Annotated in this window: 23 protein-coding genes; 16 read left to right on the top strand and 7 right to left on the bottom strand. The window is 67.2% G+C overall.

The genetic code is table 11. The features are described 5' to 3' along the window. Positions 1–63 precede the first annotated feature (63 nt). The 3 genes from ASE83_RS06265 to ASE83_RS06255 all read left to right on the top strand — a co-directional run bounded on the left by ASE83_RS06265 (position 64) and on the right by ASE83_RS06255 (position 3,012). Positions 64–1,524: a DEAD/DEAH box helicase gene (locus ASE83_RS06265; protein WP_055786425.1), complete on the top strand. Its 1,461-nt coding sequence runs from the start codon at positions 64–66 to the stop codon at positions 1,522–1,524. Positions 1,525–1,528: 4 nt separating this feature from the next. Continuing rightward, a complete protein-coding gene (locus ASE83_RS06260) occupies positions 1,529–1,735 on the top strand; it encodes a DUF1289 domain-containing protein (RefSeq protein ID WP_055786429.1) in 207 nt (68 codons plus the stop codon). A 65-nt stretch (positions 1,736–1,800) separates the two neighbouring features. Next, positions 1,801–3,012, top strand: coding sequence for an SDR family oxidoreductase (locus tag ASE83_RS06255; RefSeq protein ID WP_055786432.1), 1,212 nt, complete (start codon positions 1,801–1,803; stop codon positions 3,010–3,012). A gap of 54 nt (positions 3,013–3,066) precedes the next feature. On the opposite strand, the gene gmk is transcribed toward ASE83_RS06255, so the two are convergent. The 6 genes from gmk to ASE83_RS06225 all read right to left on the bottom strand — a co-directional run bounded on the left by gmk (position 3,067) and on the right by ASE83_RS06225 (position 6,857). Next, entirely contained in the window at positions 3,067–3,729 is a 663-nt protein-coding gene (gene gmk, locus ASE83_RS06250; RefSeq protein WP_055786435.1) for a guanylate kinase, read from the bottom strand. Positions 3,730–3,886: 157 nt separating this feature from the next. After that, entirely contained in the window at positions 3,887–4,093 is a 207-nt protein-coding gene (locus ASE83_RS06245; protein WP_055786437.1) for a hypothetical protein, read from the bottom strand. Further along, a complete protein-coding gene (locus ASE83_RS06240) occupies positions 4,090–4,389 on the bottom strand; it encodes a hypothetical protein (RefSeq protein WP_327196413.1) in 300 nt (99 codons plus the stop codon). Before ASE83_RS06240 ends, ASE83_RS06245 begins: the two co-directional genes overlap by 4 nt. Before the next feature lie 164 nt (positions 4,390–4,553). Then, on the bottom strand, positions 4,554–5,939 hold the full coding sequence (fumC, locus tag ASE83_RS06235) for a class II fumarate hydratase (RefSeq protein WP_055786440.1): 1,386 nt from the start codon (positions 5,937–5,939) through the stop codon (positions 4,554–4,556). Positions 5,940–5,961: 22 nt separating this feature from the next. Further along, the gene (locus tag ASE83_RS06230) at positions 5,962–6,378 is read right to left on the bottom strand and encodes a GNAT family N-acetyltransferase (RefSeq protein WP_055786442.1); all 417 of its coding nucleotides are present in this window, start codon (positions 6,376–6,378) and stop codon (positions 5,962–5,964) included. Then, on the bottom strand, positions 6,375–6,857 hold the full coding sequence (locus tag ASE83_RS06225; RefSeq protein WP_055786444.1) for an SspB family protein: 483 nt from the start codon (positions 6,855–6,857) through the stop codon (positions 6,375–6,377). The genes ASE83_RS06230 and ASE83_RS06225 overlap by 4 nt, the downstream gene beginning before the upstream one ends. A gap of 80 nt (positions 6,858–6,937) precedes the next feature. Between ASE83_RS06225 and hisB the strand changes: the two genes are divergently transcribed. The 9 genes from hisB to ASE83_RS06185 all read left to right on the top strand — a co-directional run bounded on the left by hisB (position 6,938) and on the right by ASE83_RS06185 (position 12,612). Further along, positions 6,938–7,525 (top strand): imidazoleglycerol-phosphate dehydratase HisB, encoded by a 588-nt coding sequence (gene hisB / locus ASE83_RS06220; protein ID WP_055787654.1) that lies wholly within the window; start codon positions 6,938–6,940, stop codon positions 7,523–7,525. Position 7,526: 1 nt separating this feature from the next. Beyond that, on the top strand, positions 7,527–7,832 hold the full coding sequence (locus ASE83_RS06215) for a YciI family protein (RefSeq protein ID WP_055786447.1): 306 nt from the start codon (positions 7,527–7,529) through the stop codon (positions 7,830–7,832). Continuing rightward, positions 7,829–8,428 carry an imidazole glycerol phosphate synthase subunit HisH gene (gene hisH / locus ASE83_RS06210; RefSeq protein ID WP_055786451.1) on the top strand — a complete coding sequence of 200 codons (600 nt, stop codon included), beginning with the start codon at positions 7,829–7,831 and terminating at the stop codon, positions 8,426–8,428. Before ASE83_RS06215 ends, hisH begins: the two co-directional genes overlap by 4 nt. Next, complete coding sequence (hisA, locus tag ASE83_RS06205) at positions 8,416–9,144, top strand: 1-(5-phosphoribosyl)-5-[(5-phosphoribosylamino)methylideneamino]imidazole-4-carboxamide isomerase (protein ID WP_055786454.1); 729 nt, start codon at positions 8,416–8,418, stop codon at positions 9,142–9,144. Before hisH ends, hisA begins: the two co-directional genes overlap by 13 nt. Continuing rightward, positions 9,141–9,902, top strand: coding sequence for an imidazole glycerol phosphate synthase subunit HisF (hisF, locus tag ASE83_RS06200; protein WP_055786457.1), 762 nt, complete (start codon positions 9,141–9,143; stop codon positions 9,900–9,902). The genes hisA and hisF overlap by 4 nt, the downstream gene beginning before the upstream one ends. Positions 9,903–10,075: 173 nt before the next feature. Next, positions 10,076–10,231: a hypothetical protein gene (locus tag ASE83_RS18420; protein WP_156352802.1), complete on the top strand. Its 156-nt coding sequence runs from the start codon at positions 10,076–10,078 to the stop codon at positions 10,229–10,231. Between the two features lies 1 nt (position 10,232). Then, a complete protein-coding gene (locus tag ASE83_RS06195) occupies positions 10,233–10,550 on the top strand; it encodes a phosphoribosyl-ATP diphosphatase (RefSeq protein WP_055786460.1) in 318 nt (105 codons plus the stop codon). Positions 10,551–10,555: 5 nt separating this feature from the next. Further along, entirely contained in the window at positions 10,556–10,933 is a 378-nt protein-coding gene (locus tag ASE83_RS06190) for a histidine triad nucleotide-binding protein (protein WP_055786463.1), read from the top strand. Positions 10,934–11,043: 110 nt separating this feature from the next. After that, complete coding sequence (locus ASE83_RS06185) at positions 11,044–12,612, top strand: amino acid permease (protein ID WP_055786465.1); 1,569 nt, start codon at positions 11,044–11,046, stop codon at positions 12,610–12,612. Between the two features lie 75 nt (positions 12,613–12,687). On the opposite strand, the gene ASE83_RS06180 is transcribed toward ASE83_RS06185, so the two are convergent. Beyond that, positions 12,688–13,686 carry an adenosine kinase gene (locus tag ASE83_RS06180; protein WP_055786468.1) on the bottom strand — a complete coding sequence of 333 codons (999 nt, stop codon included), beginning with the start codon at positions 13,684–13,686 and terminating at the stop codon, positions 12,688–12,690. Between the two features lie 138 nt (positions 13,687–13,824). Between ASE83_RS06180 and ASE83_RS06175 the strand changes: the two genes are divergently transcribed. The 4 genes from ASE83_RS06175 to ASE83_RS06160 all read left to right on the top strand — a co-directional run bounded on the left by ASE83_RS06175 (position 13,825) and on the right by ASE83_RS06160 (position 16,860). After that, positions 13,825–14,523, top strand: coding sequence for an EI24 domain-containing protein (locus ASE83_RS06175; RefSeq protein WP_055786470.1), 699 nt, complete (start codon positions 13,825–13,827; stop codon positions 14,521–14,523). Further along, a complete protein-coding gene (locus ASE83_RS06170) occupies positions 14,516–14,893 on the top strand; it encodes a hypothetical protein (protein WP_055786472.1) in 378 nt (125 codons plus the stop codon). Before ASE83_RS06175 ends, ASE83_RS06170 begins: the two co-directional genes overlap by 8 nt. A 131-nt stretch (positions 14,894–15,024) precedes the next feature. Then, the gene (locus tag ASE83_RS06165) at positions 15,025–16,065 is read left to right on the top strand and encodes a mannose-1-phosphate guanylyltransferase/mannose-6-phosphate isomerase (protein ID WP_082443154.1); all 1,041 of its coding nucleotides are present in this window, start codon (positions 15,025–15,027) and stop codon (positions 16,063–16,065) included. Positions 16,066–16,113: 48 nt separating this feature from the next. Beyond that, the gene (locus ASE83_RS06160; protein WP_055786474.1) at positions 16,114–16,860 is read left to right on the top strand and encodes an HAD-IIB family hydrolase; all 747 of its coding nucleotides are present in this window, start codon (positions 16,114–16,116) and stop codon (positions 16,858–16,860) included. Positions 16,861–16,907: the final 47 nt, after the last annotated feature.

Genomic DNA, 16,907 nt, shown 5'->3' with positions numbered 1-16,907 from the left:
GGCGAGGGGCCATCGGATATATCGGAGCGCGGGCCTGTTGCGTTCCTCAGCCATGGAATCGCGATGACCTTTGCCGATCTCGGCCTGTCCGACGAACTGCTGCGTTCCGTCAACGATTCGGGCTATACCGAACCCACCCCGATCCAGGCAGCGGCGATCCCGTCGGTCCTGATGATGCGCGATCTGGTCGCCATCGCCCAGACCGGTACCGGCAAGACCGCGTCGTTCGTGCTGCCGATGATCGACATCCTGGCGCAGGGGCGCAGCCGGGCGCGGATGCCGCGTTCGCTGATCCTCGAACCGACGCGCGAACTGGCCGCGCAGGTCGCCGAGAATTTCGAGAAATACGGTGCCAACCACAAGCTGTCGATGGCGTTGCTGATCGGTGGTGTGTCGATGGGCGACCAGCTCGCCGCGCTCGAAAAAGGCGTCGACGTGCTGATCGCGACGCCGGGCCGGCTGATGGACCTGTTCACGCGCGGCAAGATTCTGCTAACCGGCTGTTCGATGCTGGTCATCGACGAAGCCGACCGGATGCTCGACATGGGGTTCATCCCCGATATCGAGGAAATCTGCACCAAGCTGCCGAAACAGCGCCAGACATTGCTCTTCTCGGCCACCATGCCGCCGCCGATCAAGAAGCTGGCCGACAAGTTCCTCGACAATCCCAAGACGATCGAGGTGTCGCGCCCGGCATCGACCAACCTGAACATCGCCCAGCATGTCGTGCCGGTGTCCGCCGCGAAGAAGCGCGACGTGCTGCGCCAGCTGCTGGCGACCGAAGAGGTCCGCAACGCGATCATCTTCTGCAATCGCAAGACGACGGTGCGCGAGCTGAACAAGAGCCTGCAGCGCGCCCGCTTCCGCTCGGCCGAAATCCATGGCGACATGGACCAGTCGGCGCGCATCGCCGAACTCGAACGCTTCAAGTCGGGCGACGTGTCGATCCTGGTCGCGTCCGACGTCGCCGCGCGCGGGCTGGACGTGAAGGGCGTCAGCCATGTCTTCAACTTCGACGCACCCTGGCACCCGGACGATTATGTCCACCGCATCGGCCGCACCGGACGCGGTGGCGCGACCGGCATCGCCTATACGTTGGTGACGCCCGACGATGCCGAAAATATCGCCAATATCGAAAAGCTGACCGGACAGAAGATTCCGGTCCTCGACCTCGGCGGCGCGCCGGTAGAGGACATCGCCGAGCCGGAGGCCGCACCGGTCGAGGAAGCCCCGCGTCGTGGCCGCCGCCGCCCCGCCGCCGCCGCCGTCGTCGAGGCGGAAGCACAGCCGACCCGTGCGCCTCGCCCGGAACGCGACGAACGCCCGGCCCCTGCCACGCGTGAGGAACGTCCCACCACACGCGAGGAACGCCGCCCGCGCCGCGAACGCGAAGAGCGGTCGGACGACCGGTACGATCAACGCCGCGACGAGCGCCCCGCCCGCTATGTCCAGCAGGACGCGGTCGAGGACGGCGCATGGAACGGCCCCTTCCCCGCCTTCCTGAACGTCCGCATCCCCGGCTGATCCGATGGGCGACGACCAGTTCGAAACGGTCGCCGTGCAGGCGATCGAAAGTCCGTGCACGCTGGTCTGTTCGATCGATACCGACACCGGCTGGTGCCTCGGCTGCGGACGAACCCGTGACGAGATCGCACGCTGGACATCGATCGACAGCGATGCGCGCCGGGCGGTGATGACCGTGCTGCCGCAGCGGATGGCCGTTCTGGAGCAATAGCTTAGCGGACCCCGGCGCCGGCCCGTGCGTTGGGCGCGCGACCTGTTTGCCCTGGGAGTCTCATCATGGCCGTCACGCTCAAGCCGCTGTCCGAACAGACCATCGTCATCACCGGTGCCTCGTCCGGCATCGGCCTCGCCACGGCGCGCCGCGCGGCCGGGGCCGGTGCCCGCGTCCTGCTGGTCGCCCGTAACGAAGACGCACTGCGCGAGGCGGTGGAAGCGATCCGGTTGCGCGGCGGCAAGGCCGATCACCTCGCCATCGACGTCACCGCCGCCGATGCACCCGACCGGATCGGCGCCAAGGCGCGCGAGGCGTTCGGCGGGTTCGACACCTGGGTCAACGACGCCGCCGTCGCGCTCTATGCCCGGCTGGCCGACACTAGCGTCGAGGAACAGCGCCGGGTGTTCGACGTCGGCTATTTCGCGATGGTCGCCGCATCGCTTTATGCCGCCCGCGAACTGACCGCGCGTGGCGGCGGGGCGATAGTCAATATCGGTTCGATCCTGTCGGACCGCTCGGTTCCGGTGCAGGGCGCGTACAGCGCGATGAAACACGCGGTGCAGGGCTTTACCGAAGCGTTCCGCATGGAAATGGAAGCCGATGACCGCCCGGTCTCGGTGACGTTGGTCAAGCCGGCGGCGATCGACACCCCCTATCCCGAACACGCCCGCAACCGCATGGACCAGCCCGCGCGCGTGCCCCCGGTCGTCTACGACCCTGATCTGGTGGCAAAGGCGATCTGCTTCGCCGCCGCGCATCAGAAGCGCGACCTGACCGTCGGCGGCACCGGCATGGCAATGACGAAGATGAGCAACCTGTTTCCGCGCAGCGCCGACCGCTTCATGGAAGCATTCTTCAAGGAAGAGGCACAGACCACCGATACCACGCCCGCGCCGGGCACGAAGGACAATCTGTTCGAGCCGCGCGCCGATGGCCGCACCCGGTCGAACCAGGACCAGTATGTCCGCAAGCAGAGCCTCGCGCTCGAAGCACAGATGCGCCCCTGGACGACCGTCGCGCTGCTCGGCGGGATCGGCGTCGCGGCGGGGATGTTGTTGTCGCTACGCGGATCGACGCCGCGTAGCGCGCCGGAGGGGCCGAAGCTGCTGCCGCCACCCCGCGCGCATCAGGCCGATGGCGCCGATGCCAGCGCGTCCTACGCGGCCGGGATTGCGGATGAAGGGACCATTCCGGGCGATCCGGTATTTTCGGAACGGCCGATCGGTGCGGCCGATGCACCGAACGCGGCCGGGATCAAGGTCGCGCAGCCGTAGCCACCCTTACCGTCACCCCGGGCGTGACTCGGGTTGACGAAGTACGATCGCCCGCTACTCGCCCGGTCCGCGCATCAATTTGCGGATGAACCCAATGACCCCGGTCTGCCGCGACCGGCGCAGGCGTTCGGCGGCGAGGATCGTCTGCACCTTGCGGAAGCAATCCTCGACATCGTCGTTGACCAGCACATAGTCATAGCCGTCCCAGTGGCTGACCTCGGCCGCCGCGCGGGCCATCCGACCCTCGATCACTTCCGCGCTGTCGGTGTTGCGCGATACCAGCCGCTGGCGCAGTTCGGCCATCGACGGCGGCAGGATGAACACCCGCACCACGTCGCCGCCGGCGATCTGGAACAGTTGCTGCGCGCCCTGCCAGTCGATGTCGAACAGGACGTCCTTGCCCGCGCTCAGCATCGCCTCGACCGGTGCGCGTGGCGTGCCATAGCGGTTGTCGAACACATGCGCCCATTCGAGGAACTCATGGTCGGAAACCATCCGGCGGAATTCTTCGAGATCGACGAAATGATATTCCTTGCCATCGGTCTCGCCCGGCCGGGGGGCACGGGTCGTCGCCGAAACCGACATCGACAAGTCATCCTCGGCGGCGAGCAGCTTGCGCGCGATGGTCGATTTGCCGGCACCGGAGGGCGAAGACAGGACGAACAACACGCCGCGGCGCTTGAAGCCGTGGAGGTCGGAGTCTGGCAGATGGCTCATGGACCGGCCTATTCGCGCGGGCAGGCGCGTGGCGTCAAGGGGCGATGGCACAAAGCCCTCGCCCCTTGCATCGGTCCACGATGGTGGAGGTCTGTCCGGCCGGTCGCGGGTTGCCCCGTCCGGCACCGGTCCGCTTGGGGTGCAGACCGGGTACGCGTCAGTAGCCGCGTCGCATCTTGTCCAACTTGCGCCGGTCATAGGCCTTCTTGGCCACATAGCCGCCACCCAGGATCATGCCGAGCGGCCCCATGCGGCGCATCGCGCTGCCGGCCAGCCAGCCCATCGCAGCACCCTTCGCACCACCGCGTCCGCCGCGGCGATCCATCTCGCGCCCGACGAGCGCGCCGATAATCCGTCCGATCATGCTGCATCCTCCGTTTCGAAGAGTTGTTCCTTCAGTTCCGCCGTACCGCGCAGGACGGCCCAGCCGACCGCATAGGTTATCGCCAGGGGCACCACGACTTTCAGAACATTGGCGACAATGGCACCCTTGATCGCACCATCGACGCTCGAATCGTCATCGCCGCTCATCTTGTCGATGGCCGCACCGACCAATGCTCCTATCGTCGTCGCGCCCATATTTTCCTCACCGAAGTTATACGGATATAGCGCAGGAATGGCCGGGATGTTCCCTGTCGCCACCCCGCCGTCCGCACGCATTCGACCCATTGCCGACGCCAAAGTTCACGAAGTTCACACTCGCCGCGTTTTCGCAGCGTTGTGCGCCACGCTCGTCAAACGATGGCAAACCACTTCGGGGCAACACTCCCCAACGGGCAGCATGGCATCCGTTCACCGTGTAGGAAAGCGATCGGCGGTGGCCGCTATCCGACCATCGTCTCCGGCCGGACCAGCCGGTCGAACATCGCCTCGTCGACCAAGCCCAGCGCCAGCCCCGCCTCGCGCAACGTCAGCCCTTCGGCATGGGCATGTTTCGCGATTTTGGCGGCATTGTCGTATCCGATTTCAGGGGCCAGCGCGGTCACTAGCATCAGCGACCGTTCGACCAGTTCGCCGATCCGCGCGCGGTTCGGCTCGATCCCGTCGACGCAGCGCTCCGCAAAACTCGTCATGCCGATCGCCAGCAGATCGATCGAGCGCAGCACCGCCGCGCCGATCAGCGGCTTGAAGACGTTCAGTTCCAGATGCCCCTGCATCCCGCCGACCGTCACCGACAGGTGATTGCCCATCACCTGCGCCGCGACCATCGTCAGCATCTCGCACTGGGTCGGGTTGACCTTGCCCGGCATGATCGAGCTGCCCGGTTCGTTGGCGGGCAGGTCGATCTCGCCCAGCCCCGAACGCGGCCCCGATCCCAGCAGGCGGATGTCGTTCGCGATCTTGGTGAGGGCGACCGTCAGCGTGTTGAGCGTGCCGGAAAGCTGGACCAGCGGGTCGTTCGACGCCAGCGCCTCGAACTTGTTGGGCGCGGTGACGAAGGCTTGGCCGGTGATCGTCGCGATCTCCACCGCCACTGCCTCGGCGAAACCGGGTGCAGCGTTGAGGCCCGTGCCGACCGCCGTGCCGCCCTGTGCCAAGCGCAACAGGTCGCCTTCCGCCGACCGCAACCGGCGACAGGCATCGCGCAACTGTGCGACATAGCCCGAAAATTCCTGACCCAGCGTCAGCGGCGTCGCATCCTGCAAATGGGTCCGGCCGATCTTGACGATATCGCCCCAGTCGCTTGCCTTCGCCTCCAGCGATTCCGCCAGCCGGTCGAGCGCTGGGATCAGGTCGCGGTGCAGCGCCACGACCGCCGCGACATGTAGCGCGGTGGGGAAGCTGTCGTTCGACGACTGGCCCATATTCACATGATCGTTGGGATGCACCGGCGACTTGCCGCCGCGCGTGCCCGTCAGCGCCTCGTTCGCGCGTCCGGCGATCACCTCATTGACGTTCATGTTCGACTGGGTACCGCTGCCGGTCTGCCAGATGACGAGCGGGAATTGGTCGTCGAGTTGCCCTGCGATAACCTCGTCCGCCGCCGCCTCGATCGCATCGGCAATCTTGGCGTCGAGGCCATGCGCCCGGTTCACCCGTGCCGCCGCCTGCTTCACGATCGCCAGCGCGTGGACGATGCCGATCGGCATCCGCTCGGACGGGGGAAAGGGGAAATTCTCGATCGATCGTTCGGTCTGCGCCCCCCAATAGGCGGCGGCGGGAACCTCGATCGCGCCGATCGAGTCGGTTTCGGTACGGGTATCGGTCATGCGGATCAAACCCGTGGCAGCGTCAGTCGATCCGTTTCGACAGGAAGAAGCGCGCATGGCCCGGCGGGAAATCGTCGATCGTGCCGAAATGCGCAAAGGCCAGTTTCTCGTAGAAACCACGCGCCTGGAAACTGAAGGTGTCGAGCCAGATGCCGATGCAGTCGTCGGCGCGCGCCTCCGCCTCCGCCTGCTCCATCAACCGGCGACCGATCCCCTGCCCGCGCACCGCCTCGGGCAGCGCAAGATACTGGACGAACAGCCAGCGATAGCCGATCATGCCCCACAGCCCGCCAATGATGGCACCTGCATCGTCGCGCACGACGATCGCCACCTGCCGCCGATGGGTCCGCCCGACCGCAGCGTCATTATGGTCGACCAGCGCCGCGAGGATCGCCAGCCGGTCGTCCTCGCCGGGCGAAGCGACGACCTCGATCGTCACTTCTTGCGCTTGAAGTCCACCGCGACGACGTTCGACCCGTCCTCGCTGACCGCGATCGGCGCATCGTTTTCGGGCGGATCATGCGGTTCGGGTTCGTCGCCCGGCTCGTCATTCGCCTGGAACCGCAGCTCAAAATTGACCGCCGGGTCGTGGAAGCCGGTGATCGCGGCATAGGGAATGACCAGCGTCGACGGGATGCCGCCGAAGCTCAGCCCCACCGAGAAGCGCTCGGCATCGACGGTCAGGTCCCAGAAGCGGTGCTGGATGACGATCGTCATCTCGTCCGGAAACCGCTCGACCAGCCGCTTCGGGATGTCGACGCCGGGGGCCTGCGTCTTGAAGGTGATGTAGAAGTGATGCTCACCGGGCAGCGCGCCGGTGGCGGAAACCTGTCCCAGCACGCGGCCGACAACGGCGCGCAGGGCTTCCTGGACGATCTCGTCATACGGGATCAGGCTGTCGGCAACGGGCTGGCTCATGGCGCCTTGGGTAGCGGCGTTTGCCCGTCCGTCAAGATTCGTTGCGTTGCATGGCGGCGGCCAAGCGCTATGAGACGCCCATGCGCACCGCCACCATCGCCCGCAGGACCAGCGAGACGTCGATCGACGTCACGGTCAATCTCGACGGCACCGGCACCTATGACGTGTCGACCGGCGTCGGCTTCTTCGACCATATGCTCGAACAGCTCAGCCGCCATTCGCTGATCGACCTGACGGTCCGCACGGTCGGCGACCTGCATATCGACGCGCACCACACGGTCGAGGATACCGGCATCGCCATCGGCTTGTGCGTAGCCAAGGCGCTGGGCGACAAGCGCGGCATCCGCCGCTATGGCGACGCGCTGTCGCCGATGGACGAGACGCTGACCCGCGTCGCGCTCGACATTTCCGGCCGCCCGTGGCTGGTGTGGAAGGTCGATTTCACCCAGGCGCAGCTCGGCACGATGGATACCGAGATGTTCGGCCATTTCTGCCACAGCTTCGCGCAGGCCGCCGGCATCACGCTGCATGTCGAGACGCTGTACGGCACCAACAACCATCATATCGCCGAAAGCATCTTCAAGGGACTGGCGCGCGCCCTGCGCACCGCGACCGAAATCGACCCGCGCAAGGGCGATGCCATCCCGTCGACCAAGGGAGTGTTGTGACATGGTAGCGCGTCCGATGCAGCCGATGTGCCTGGCGATGCTGAGCTACGTAAAGCCGCTGGAGGACGTCGACGTCCACCGCGAGGCGCATGTCGCGTGGATCAAGGCGGCGATGGACGAGGGCCTCATGCTGCTCGCCGGTCGCCGCAATCCCCCGACCGGCGGCGTGCTGCTGTTCCGGGGGGAAGCGGACGCGGTGCGCGCGGTGGCGGAAACCGATCCGTTCGTCGTGAACGGCGTCGCCACGGTCGAGATCGTCGCCTTCACCATGACGCTGGCGATGGACCAGATCGGCGACCTGTTTTGATCGCACTGATCGATTACGGCGCGGGCAATCTCCATTCGGTCGCCAATGCGCTGAAGGCGGCGGGTGCCCGCGACCTGTCGATCACCGCCGATCCGGACGCAGTGGCACAGGCCGACCGGATCGTCCTGCCCGGCGTCGGCGCCTTCGCCGCATGCATGAACGGCCTGACCGCCATTCCCGGCATGGTCGAGGCGATGCGGTCGCGCGCGCTGGACGGCGGCGTGCCGTTCCTCGGCGTGTGCGTGGGGATGCAACTGCTGGCGACCACCGGTGAGGAGTTCGGCAGCCATGCCGGATTGGGCTGGATCGACGGCGCCGTCCGCCGCCTGGCCCCTGCGCCCGGCGTCACCGTGCCGCATATGGGCTGGAACGATGTCGTCCCCGCCGCGCCGCACCCCCTGCTGGTGCCGGGCGAGGCGTATTTCCTGCACAGCTATGCGTTCGAGGGCGATCATGTGCTGGCCACCACCGACCATGGCGGCCCGGTGACCGCAGCCATCGGCCGCGACAATCTGCTGGGCGTGCAGTTCCACCCCGAAAAGAGCCAGCGCTATGGATTGGCGCTGCTGGAGAGGTTCCTCGCATGGCGTCCCTGACCGTCTTCCCCGCCATCGATCTGAAGGGCGGACAGGTCGTCCGGCTGGCCGAGGGCGATATGGACCGCGCCACCGTCTATGGTGACGATCCGGCGCATCAGGCGACGCTGTTCGCCGACGCGGGTGCGGATCACCTGCACGTCGTCGACCTCGACGGCGCGTTCGCCGGCCAGTCGGTCAATGGCGATGCGGTCGCCGGTATCCTGAAAGCCTTTCCGGGCCGGGTGCAACTGGGTGGCGGCATCCGCAACCGCGCCAATGTCGACCGCTGGCTGGACCTGGGCGTCGCGCGTGTCGTGATCGGCACCGCAGCGCTGGAGGACCCCGATTTCGTCCGCGAAGCCGCCGCCGCCTGTCCGGGGCGGATCGTCGTCGCGGTCGATGCGTGGGACGGCATGGTCGCGACGCGCGGCTGGGCGGATGTGTCGACCGTCTCCGTCACCGACCTTGCCCGCCGGTTCGAGGATGCCGGCGTCGCCGCCGTGCTGTTCACCGACGTCGGCCGCGACGGGATGCTCAAGGGCTGCAATGTCGCCGCGACCGCCGCGCTGGCCGCCGCCGTCCCGATCCCGGTCATCGCCAGCGGCGGCGTCGCGGGGATCGAGGATATCCACGCGCTGAAGGGCAAGGCCGGCATCGAGGGCGTCATCACCGGCCGCGCGCTGTACGACGGTCGCCTCGATCTGGCCGAAGCGATCCGGGTGGCCGCCGCATGACGGTGCGGGCGCGCGTCATCCCCTGTCTCGACGTCCATGCCGGGCGGGTGGTGAAGGGCGTGAACTTCGTCGCGCTGCGCGATGCGGGCGATCCGGTGGAACAGGCGCGCGCCTATGACGCCGCCGGGGCGGACGAGCTGACCTTTCTCGACATCGGCGCCAGCCATGAGGGGCGCGACACGATCATCGACGTGGTGCGGCGCACGGCGGAAGTGTGCTTCATGCCGCTGACCGTCGGTGGCGGCGTGCGGTCGCCCGAGGATGCCCGTGCATTGCTGCTGGCGGGCGCGGACAAGGTCGCGGTCAATTCCGCCGCCGTCGCCCGGCCCGAACTGGTCGCCGACATCGCCGACCGCTTCGGCAGCCAGTGCGTCACCGCCTCGGTCGATGCCCGGCGGGTCGACGGGCATTGGGAAGTGTTCACCCATGGCGGTCGCCGCGCTACCGGCATCGATGCGGTCGAACATGCGCTGAACCTCGCGCGGCTGGGCGCGGGGGAATTGCTGGTGACGTCGATGGACCGCGACGGCACGCGTGACGGATACGACCTCGACCTGATCCGTACCATTGCCGACCAGGTATCGGTGCCGGTGGTGGCGTCGGGCGGTGTCGGCACGCTCGATCACCTCGTCGCTGGCGTTACGCAGGGCCATGCGAGTGCGGTGCTGGCGGCGTCGATCTTCCATTTTGGCGAGGCGTCGGTGGCCGACGCCCATGCCGCGCTGGCGGCGGCGGGGGTTCCGGTGCGGTCGCATTAAAATCCTCCCCGGCACGGGGAGGGGGACTATGCGCAGCATGGTGGAGGGGGGTGTCCGCATACGGCACGGTTGCGTTGCGGGGCGATCCCCCTCCACCATCGCCTTCGGCGACGGTCCCCCTCCCCGTGCCGGGGAGGATTTTCACGTCTCGCAAAACCCCCTACAGCCCGTCCATGGCCATAACCGCCCTTGCCGCCGTCCATTCGGGTATCGCACCGCCCCGCGAAGGCTTTGCCTTTTCCGACGTCGCGACCTTCGTCGCCTTCGTCTTCATGGTGGTGCTGGCGCGGCGGGCGATCCGCAATCGGCAACGCAGGAACAGGGACTGACATGGACGCCTTCGACCGGCTCGAATCGGTAATCGCCAGCCGGATCGGCGGCGATCCCGCCCAATCCTATGTCGCGAAGCTGCACGCGCGCGGCACGGCCAAGATCGCGCAGAAGGTCGGCGAGGAAGCGGTCGAGTGCGTGATCGCCGCGTGTAGCAACGACCGCGCCGGCCTGATCGGCGAGGCCGCCGACCTGCTGTTCCACCTGACGCTGCTGCTGCGGACCCAGGGCATCGCCCTCGACGATGTCCGCGCCGAACTGACCCGCCGCGAAGGGACGTCGGGCATCGCCGAAAAAGCGTCCCGTCCCCAGGAGTGATCCCCATGCCGATCGACGCCACGCAACCCTATGACGACACCAATATCTTTGCCCGCATCCTGCGCGGCGAAATTCCGGCGAAGCGTGTCTATGAGGACGACTTCGCGCTCGCCTTCCACGACATCGCTCCGCAGGCGCCGGTGCATGTGCTGGTAATCCCGAAAGGCCGTTACGTGTCGTGGGACGATTTTTCTTCGCGGGCCGACGATGCGGAAATTGCCGGCTTCATCCGTGCCGTCGGGAAGGTGGCGCGCGACCATGGCCTGGTCGAGCCGGGCTATCGGCTGCTCGCCAATATCGGCGGGGACGGCGGACAGGAGGTGCCGCACCTGCACGTCCACCTGTTCGGCGGTGCGCCGCTCGGCCCCATGCTGGCGCGATAGGACAGCTTTATTGCACGAAAGGAATTGCGCGGGCCGGAATTGCGGGTAGCATCGCGCCATTCAAACGAGAGCGTCGCGCGAACGAACGCGACGCATCAGGGGATAGCTTCATGATATTCGGGCGCGTCAAGCCACTCGACGCCATTCTCGCCGCTGCCGAAGGAAAGTCGCTTCCGCGCACCCTCGGCGCGCTTCAGCTGACGTTGTTCGGCATCGGATCGGTCATCGGCACCGGCATCTTCGTCCTTACCGCCGCCGGCGCGCAGAAAGCCGGTCCCGGCCTGATGCTCGCCTTCGCCATCGCGGGTCTGATCTGCGTCGTCGCGGCGCTGTGCTATGCTGAAATCGCCTCGATGATCCCGGTCGCGGGATCGGCCTATACCTATACCTATTCGGTCATGGGCGAGTTGCTTGCCTGGACGGTCGGCTGGGCGCTGGTCCTGGAATATGCGGTCGCCGCATCGGCGGTCGCGGTCGGATGGTCGGGCTATTTCAGCGGGACCATCCTCAACGAATTCTTCGGCATACAATTGCCCGCATGGCTGGCGGCGGGTCCATTGGCGCTGGGCGGCGCGCCGGGCGGGTTCATCAACCTGCCGGCGGTACTGATCGCGCTGCTGGTGACCGGACTGCTCATCATCGGCACCAGCGAGAGCGCGAAGTTCAACGCCATCCTCGTCGCGATCAAGGTCGTGGCGCTGACGGTGTTCATCGCGCTGACCATCCCGTCGGAACAGTTCAGCGCCAGCCGGTTCAACCCGTTCCTTCCCGCCGGCGTGTTCGGCGGCTGGGGTACGGGTGTCGGCGCGGTCGGCGCGGCGGCGACGATCTTCTTTGCCTATGTCGGGTTCGACGCGGTATCGACGGCCGCGGAGGAAACGAAGAATCCGCAGCGTAACGTGCCGATCGGGCTGATCGGCTCGCTGTTGTTCTGCACCGTCTTCTACATCCTCGTCGCCGCCGGTGCGATCGGCACGATCGGCGGCCAGCCGCTCGGTCCCAACGGGTTCATCACCGGCAGCGAGATGCCGTTCGCGGCCGGTTCGGCTGAACTGGCCCGCCAGTGCGCGATGCCGCAATATGCGGACGCGCTAGTCTGTTCGAACGAAGCGCTGGCGCATGTCCTGCGCGAGATCGGCTTCGGCAAGGTCGGCAACATGCTGGGGATCGCGGCGTTCGTCGCGCTGCCGTCGGTCATCCTCGTCCTGCTGTTCGGCCAGACGCGCATCTTCTTCGTGATGGCGCGCGACGGGCTGCTGCCGCCCAGCCTCAGCAAGATCCACCCGAAGTGGAAGACGCCCTATGTCGTGACGGCGATCACCGGCGGGGCGGTCGCTTTCGCCGCTGCCTTCCTGCCGGTCGGACAACTGGCCGATATCGCCAATGCGGGCACGCTCTATGCCTTCATGATGGTGGCGATCGCGGTGCTGATCCTGCGCAAGACCGAGGCGGCCCGGCCGCGTGCGTTCCGCGCGCCGCTGATCTGGCTGGTCGCGCCGGCGACGATCGTCGGCTGCATCTTCCTGTTCTTCAACCTGCCGATCGATGCGATGCTGGTGCTGCCGATCTGGGGCGCGATCGGTCTGGTCGTCTATTTCCTCTACGGCTATCGCACCAGCCATGTCGCGAAGGGCATCATCGAAGTGCCCGTCGACGACGTGTTCGACGTCAAGCACTGACCGCTACGCCGTCCACGCAAAAAAGGGCCGGGGGATCGCTCCCCCGGCCCTTTTTCTTTGCCGGTCGTGCAGCGGTCAGCCGAGCTTGGCCGCCATCAGCTTGGTCAGGTCCGCTTCGGGCCGCGCGCCATAGTGCGAGATGATCTCGGCGGCGCACAGCGCGCCCAGCTTCAGCGAGCGTTCGATGTCATGGCCCTGCGCCTGTCCGTGCAGGAAGCCGGCGGCGAACAGGTCGCCCGCGCCGGTCGTGTCGACGACCCGCTCGATCGGCTGCGCGGGCACGCTGGTCCGCTGGCCCCCGGTCACTGCGATCGCGCCCTGTTCGCCGCGGGTGACGACCAGCACGGGCACCTGGCGCGCGATCTGCTCCACCGCCGTGTCGAAATCCTCGACCTGCGCCAGCGCGACCAACTCGTTTTCGTTGGCGAACAGGATGTCGACCTGCCCCTCGGCGATCAGCGCGCGGAAGTCGTCACCGTGGCGCGAGATGCAGAAGGTGTCCGACAGGGTGAAGGCGACCTTGCGCCCCGCATCGCGCGCGATGCGGATGCCGGCGCGCATCGCGGCGCGCGGTTCCTCCGGGTCCCAAAGATAGCCCTCCAGATACAGGATCGCGCCGCTGGCGATCAGGTCGGCATCCAGCGCCGCTTCGGGCAGGAACTGCGAGGCGCCGAGGAAGGTGTTCATCGTGCGCTGCCCGTCGGGCGTGACGAAGATCAGGCAGCGGGCAGTCGTCGGCTCGCCGCCACGGACGGCGGTGTCGAAGCGGACGCCGGCGGCGCGGATGTCGTGGGCGAACACCGCGCCCAGCTGGTCGTCGGCGACCTGCCCGATAAAGCCGGTCCTGCCGCCCAGCGCCGCGATGCCCGCGACCGTGTTGGCCGCCGATCCGCCCGACACTTCGCGGCCTGGACCCATCTTGGCATAAAGGGCGTCGGCATCGGCGGGCGAGAAGACGAGCTGCATCGACCCCTTGGTCATCCCCTCCGCCGCGAGGAAGGCGTCGTCCGACTGGGCGAGAATATCGACGATGGCGTTGCCGATCGCAACGACGTCGAGCGTGGGCTGGGTCAATCAAGGTCTCCGAAACATGCGGTCCGGCGGGTGGCGCGCGAACATTGGCTTGCGCGTTAGCCAGCGGCACGCGCCCTAGCAAGCTTGGCACCCGATCGGGCGTTGACGCGCCCTGCCCGCGCCACCATCGTCGGGGACATGATCGAAAGTTTTTTCCTGTCCGTCGCGCAACTGGGCGACCGGGCGTTCCTGCGGGTGCTGGCAAAGTCGCTGGCGTTGACCCTGGTGGTGCTGGTGCTGGTCGGCGCGGGGCTGGCATGGGGCGCGCGTTGGGCAGTGGCCGACTGGTTCGTGCTGGGCGACGATGCCGGCACGCTGGCCGCGATCGCCGCCGGCATCGCGGCGATCGGCCTCGCCTGGCTGTTGTTCCGGATCGTCGCCATCGCCGTCATCGGGCTGTTCGCGGACGAGGTGGTCGAGGCGGTCGAGGCCAAGCACTATCCCGCCGCGCTCGCGAGCGCACGGCCGGTCCCGCTCGGCCGTTCGCTGGCGATGAGCGGCGGATCGGTGCTGCGGACGGTACTGGTGAACCTGTTCTTCGTGCCGCTCTACCTGCTGCTGCTCGCCACCGGCATCGGGACGGCGGCGGTGTTCTTCGTGGTCAATGGCTGGCTGCTGGGACGCGACCTGTCGGACATGGTCGCGGCACGGCATCTGCCGCCGGCGGCGATGGCGGCCGAACGATCGGCCAGCGGCGGGCGACGGTTTCTTCTCGGGCTGGTGGGAACCGGATTGCTGTTGATACCGTTTGTGAATTTCGTTGCGCCGCTGATCGGCGCCGCGATGGCGACGCATGGCTTTCATCGACGCCGCAGCAAGGGGGGTGGGAATGCGTAGCGTTGGGATCAGCGTAGGCTTGGCGCTGGCCGTCTCCGCCTGCGCCACGCCCGGTCCCGTCGTGCGCCAGAATGCCCTGCCCGCACCGCCGACGCCGACCTATGGGACGATCGGCCTCGAACGCGTCATGGGTCAGAATGCCAACGCCCTGACCCAGTTGTTCGGGCAGCCGCTGCTCGACCTGACCGAAGGTGCCGGCCGCAAGCTGCAATTCGGATCGAACATCTGCGTCCTCGATGCCTATCTCTATGCCCCGCAGCAGGGCGGGGTGCCGATCGTGCGCCATGTCGACGCGCGCCAGCGCACCGGCGCCCCGATCGACCGCGCCAGTTGCGTCGCGGCACTGACCCGGCGCGATGGCGGGCGCTGAATTGCAATAATGCTGCGGTTGCGAAACAATCTACGGACCGATAGGACCGGCGCAATGATGGCGGATCGCTGTATCGCTACAGTCCCGAATCGGTGTGTTTACTTACTCTTTAGACAGGAACCTGCTTGACCATGCCGATGATCGTCCCTGTGATCCTGTCCGGTGGTTCGGGCACGCGCCTGTGGCCGATGTCGACGCCGGAAACGCCCAAGCAGATGCTGGCGCTGACCGCCGAAGCGACGATGCTGCAGCTGACCGCACAGCGCGCGGTCGGTGAGGAGTTCGGCGCACCGATCATCGTCGCCAATGCCCGCCATGCCGACATGATCGACACGCAGTTGAGCGCGGTCGACGCCCGGCCCAGCGCGCTGATCCTCGAACCGGCCGGTCGCAACACCGCACCCGCCATCGCGCTCGCCGCCCTTGCCGCCGAGACGCCCGACGCGGTGCTGCTGGTAATGCCGTCGGACCATGTGATCGCCGATGTCGCCGCGTTCCATGCGGCGGTGCAGCGTGCGCTGCCCAAGGTGCAGGAGGGCTGGCTCGCCACCTTCGGCATTTCGCCCGACGCGCCGGAAACCGGCTATGGCTGGATTCAGGCCGGCGAGGAAATCGCCGACGGCGTCCACCGCGTCGCGCGCTTCGTGGAAAAGCCGCCGCTCGACGCGGCACAGGCGATGCTGGCGGCGGGCGACCATGTGTGGAACGGTGGCATCTTCCTGTTCCGTGCCGACCGCTATCTCGCCGAACTGGGCCAGCACGAACCGGCGATGCTGGCGGCGTGCGAGCGGGCGATGGACAAGGCCGAACGGACCGGCAACCGTGTCGCGCCCGACGCCGCCGCCTTTGCCGAGGCGCCGTCGCAGTCGATCGACTATGCGGTGATGGAAAAGGCCGACCGCGTCGTGGTCGTACCGGTCGCGATGGGCTGGAACGACCTAGGCAGCTGGGACGCGCTGCACGCGATCAGCGAGCGGGACGATACGGGCAATGCGCATCGCGGCGAAGTGCTGGCGATCGACACGCGCGACTGCCTGGTGCGGACCGATGGCGTTCGCATCCGCATGGTCGGCGTGTCGGACCTGATCGTGGTGGCCAGCGGCAACGACGTGCTGATCCTGCCGCGCGGCCAGAGCCAGAGCGTCAAGAAGCTGGTCGAAGCGCTGAAATAATCCCGGCCGGGCGGCACGACGCCGCCCCGCCCCCTGTCGGAGTATGACATGAAGCAACTGGTAGCCTTCGACCTCGACGGCACGCTGGCGGAGAGCAAGCAGCAGCTGACGGAGGCGATGGGGGAAGCGCTGGCCGACCTGCTGGGCGTCGCACATGTCGCGATCATTTCGGGCGGCGACTGGCCGCAGTTCGAAAAGCAGGTCGCGACCCGCCTGCCCGAACGCGCCGACCTGTCGCGCCTGTGGATGATGCCGACCAGCGGCACCAAGCTGTACACCTGGGGCGACGGGCGCTGGAACACGGTCTATGCTGACCTGTTCGACGACGCGACCAAGGCGAACATCCTGTCGGCGTTCGACGCCGCGCTGGAGGCGACCGGCTTCGTCCCCGAACAGACCTGGGGCGAACGGATCGAGGATCGCGGCAGCCAGATCACCTTCTCGGCACTGGGCCAGCAGGCACCGATCGACGCCAAGGAACATTGGGACCCCAAGTTCGAGAAGCGCAAGATCATCCAGGCCGACCTGAAGCAACGCCTGCCGGGCCTGTCGATCAACATGGGCGGCGCGACGTCGATCGATATCACCAAAGAAGGCGTCGACAAGGCGACCGGCCTCGCCAAGCTGGCCGACGTCAGCGGCATCGCGACCGACGACATGCTGTTCATCGGCGACGCGATCTTCCCCGGCGGCAACGATTACGCGCCCAAGGCGGCGGGCATGGACACGGTGAAGATCCGCGACCCGCAGGAAACGCTGGCCGTGATCGAGGCGATCGTCGCCTGCCAGAAGTGACCTTACGCCCCCTGCCCCGTCGCGTGCGGGGCGGGGTTTGGCAGACC

The organism is Sphingomonas sp. Leaf32, from assembly GCF_001421765.1.
Classification (GTDB): domain Bacteria; phylum Pseudomonadota; class Alphaproteobacteria; order Sphingomonadales; family Sphingomonadaceae; genus Sphingomonas.
This window is presented reverse-complemented; position numbering and strand designations above follow the sequence as displayed.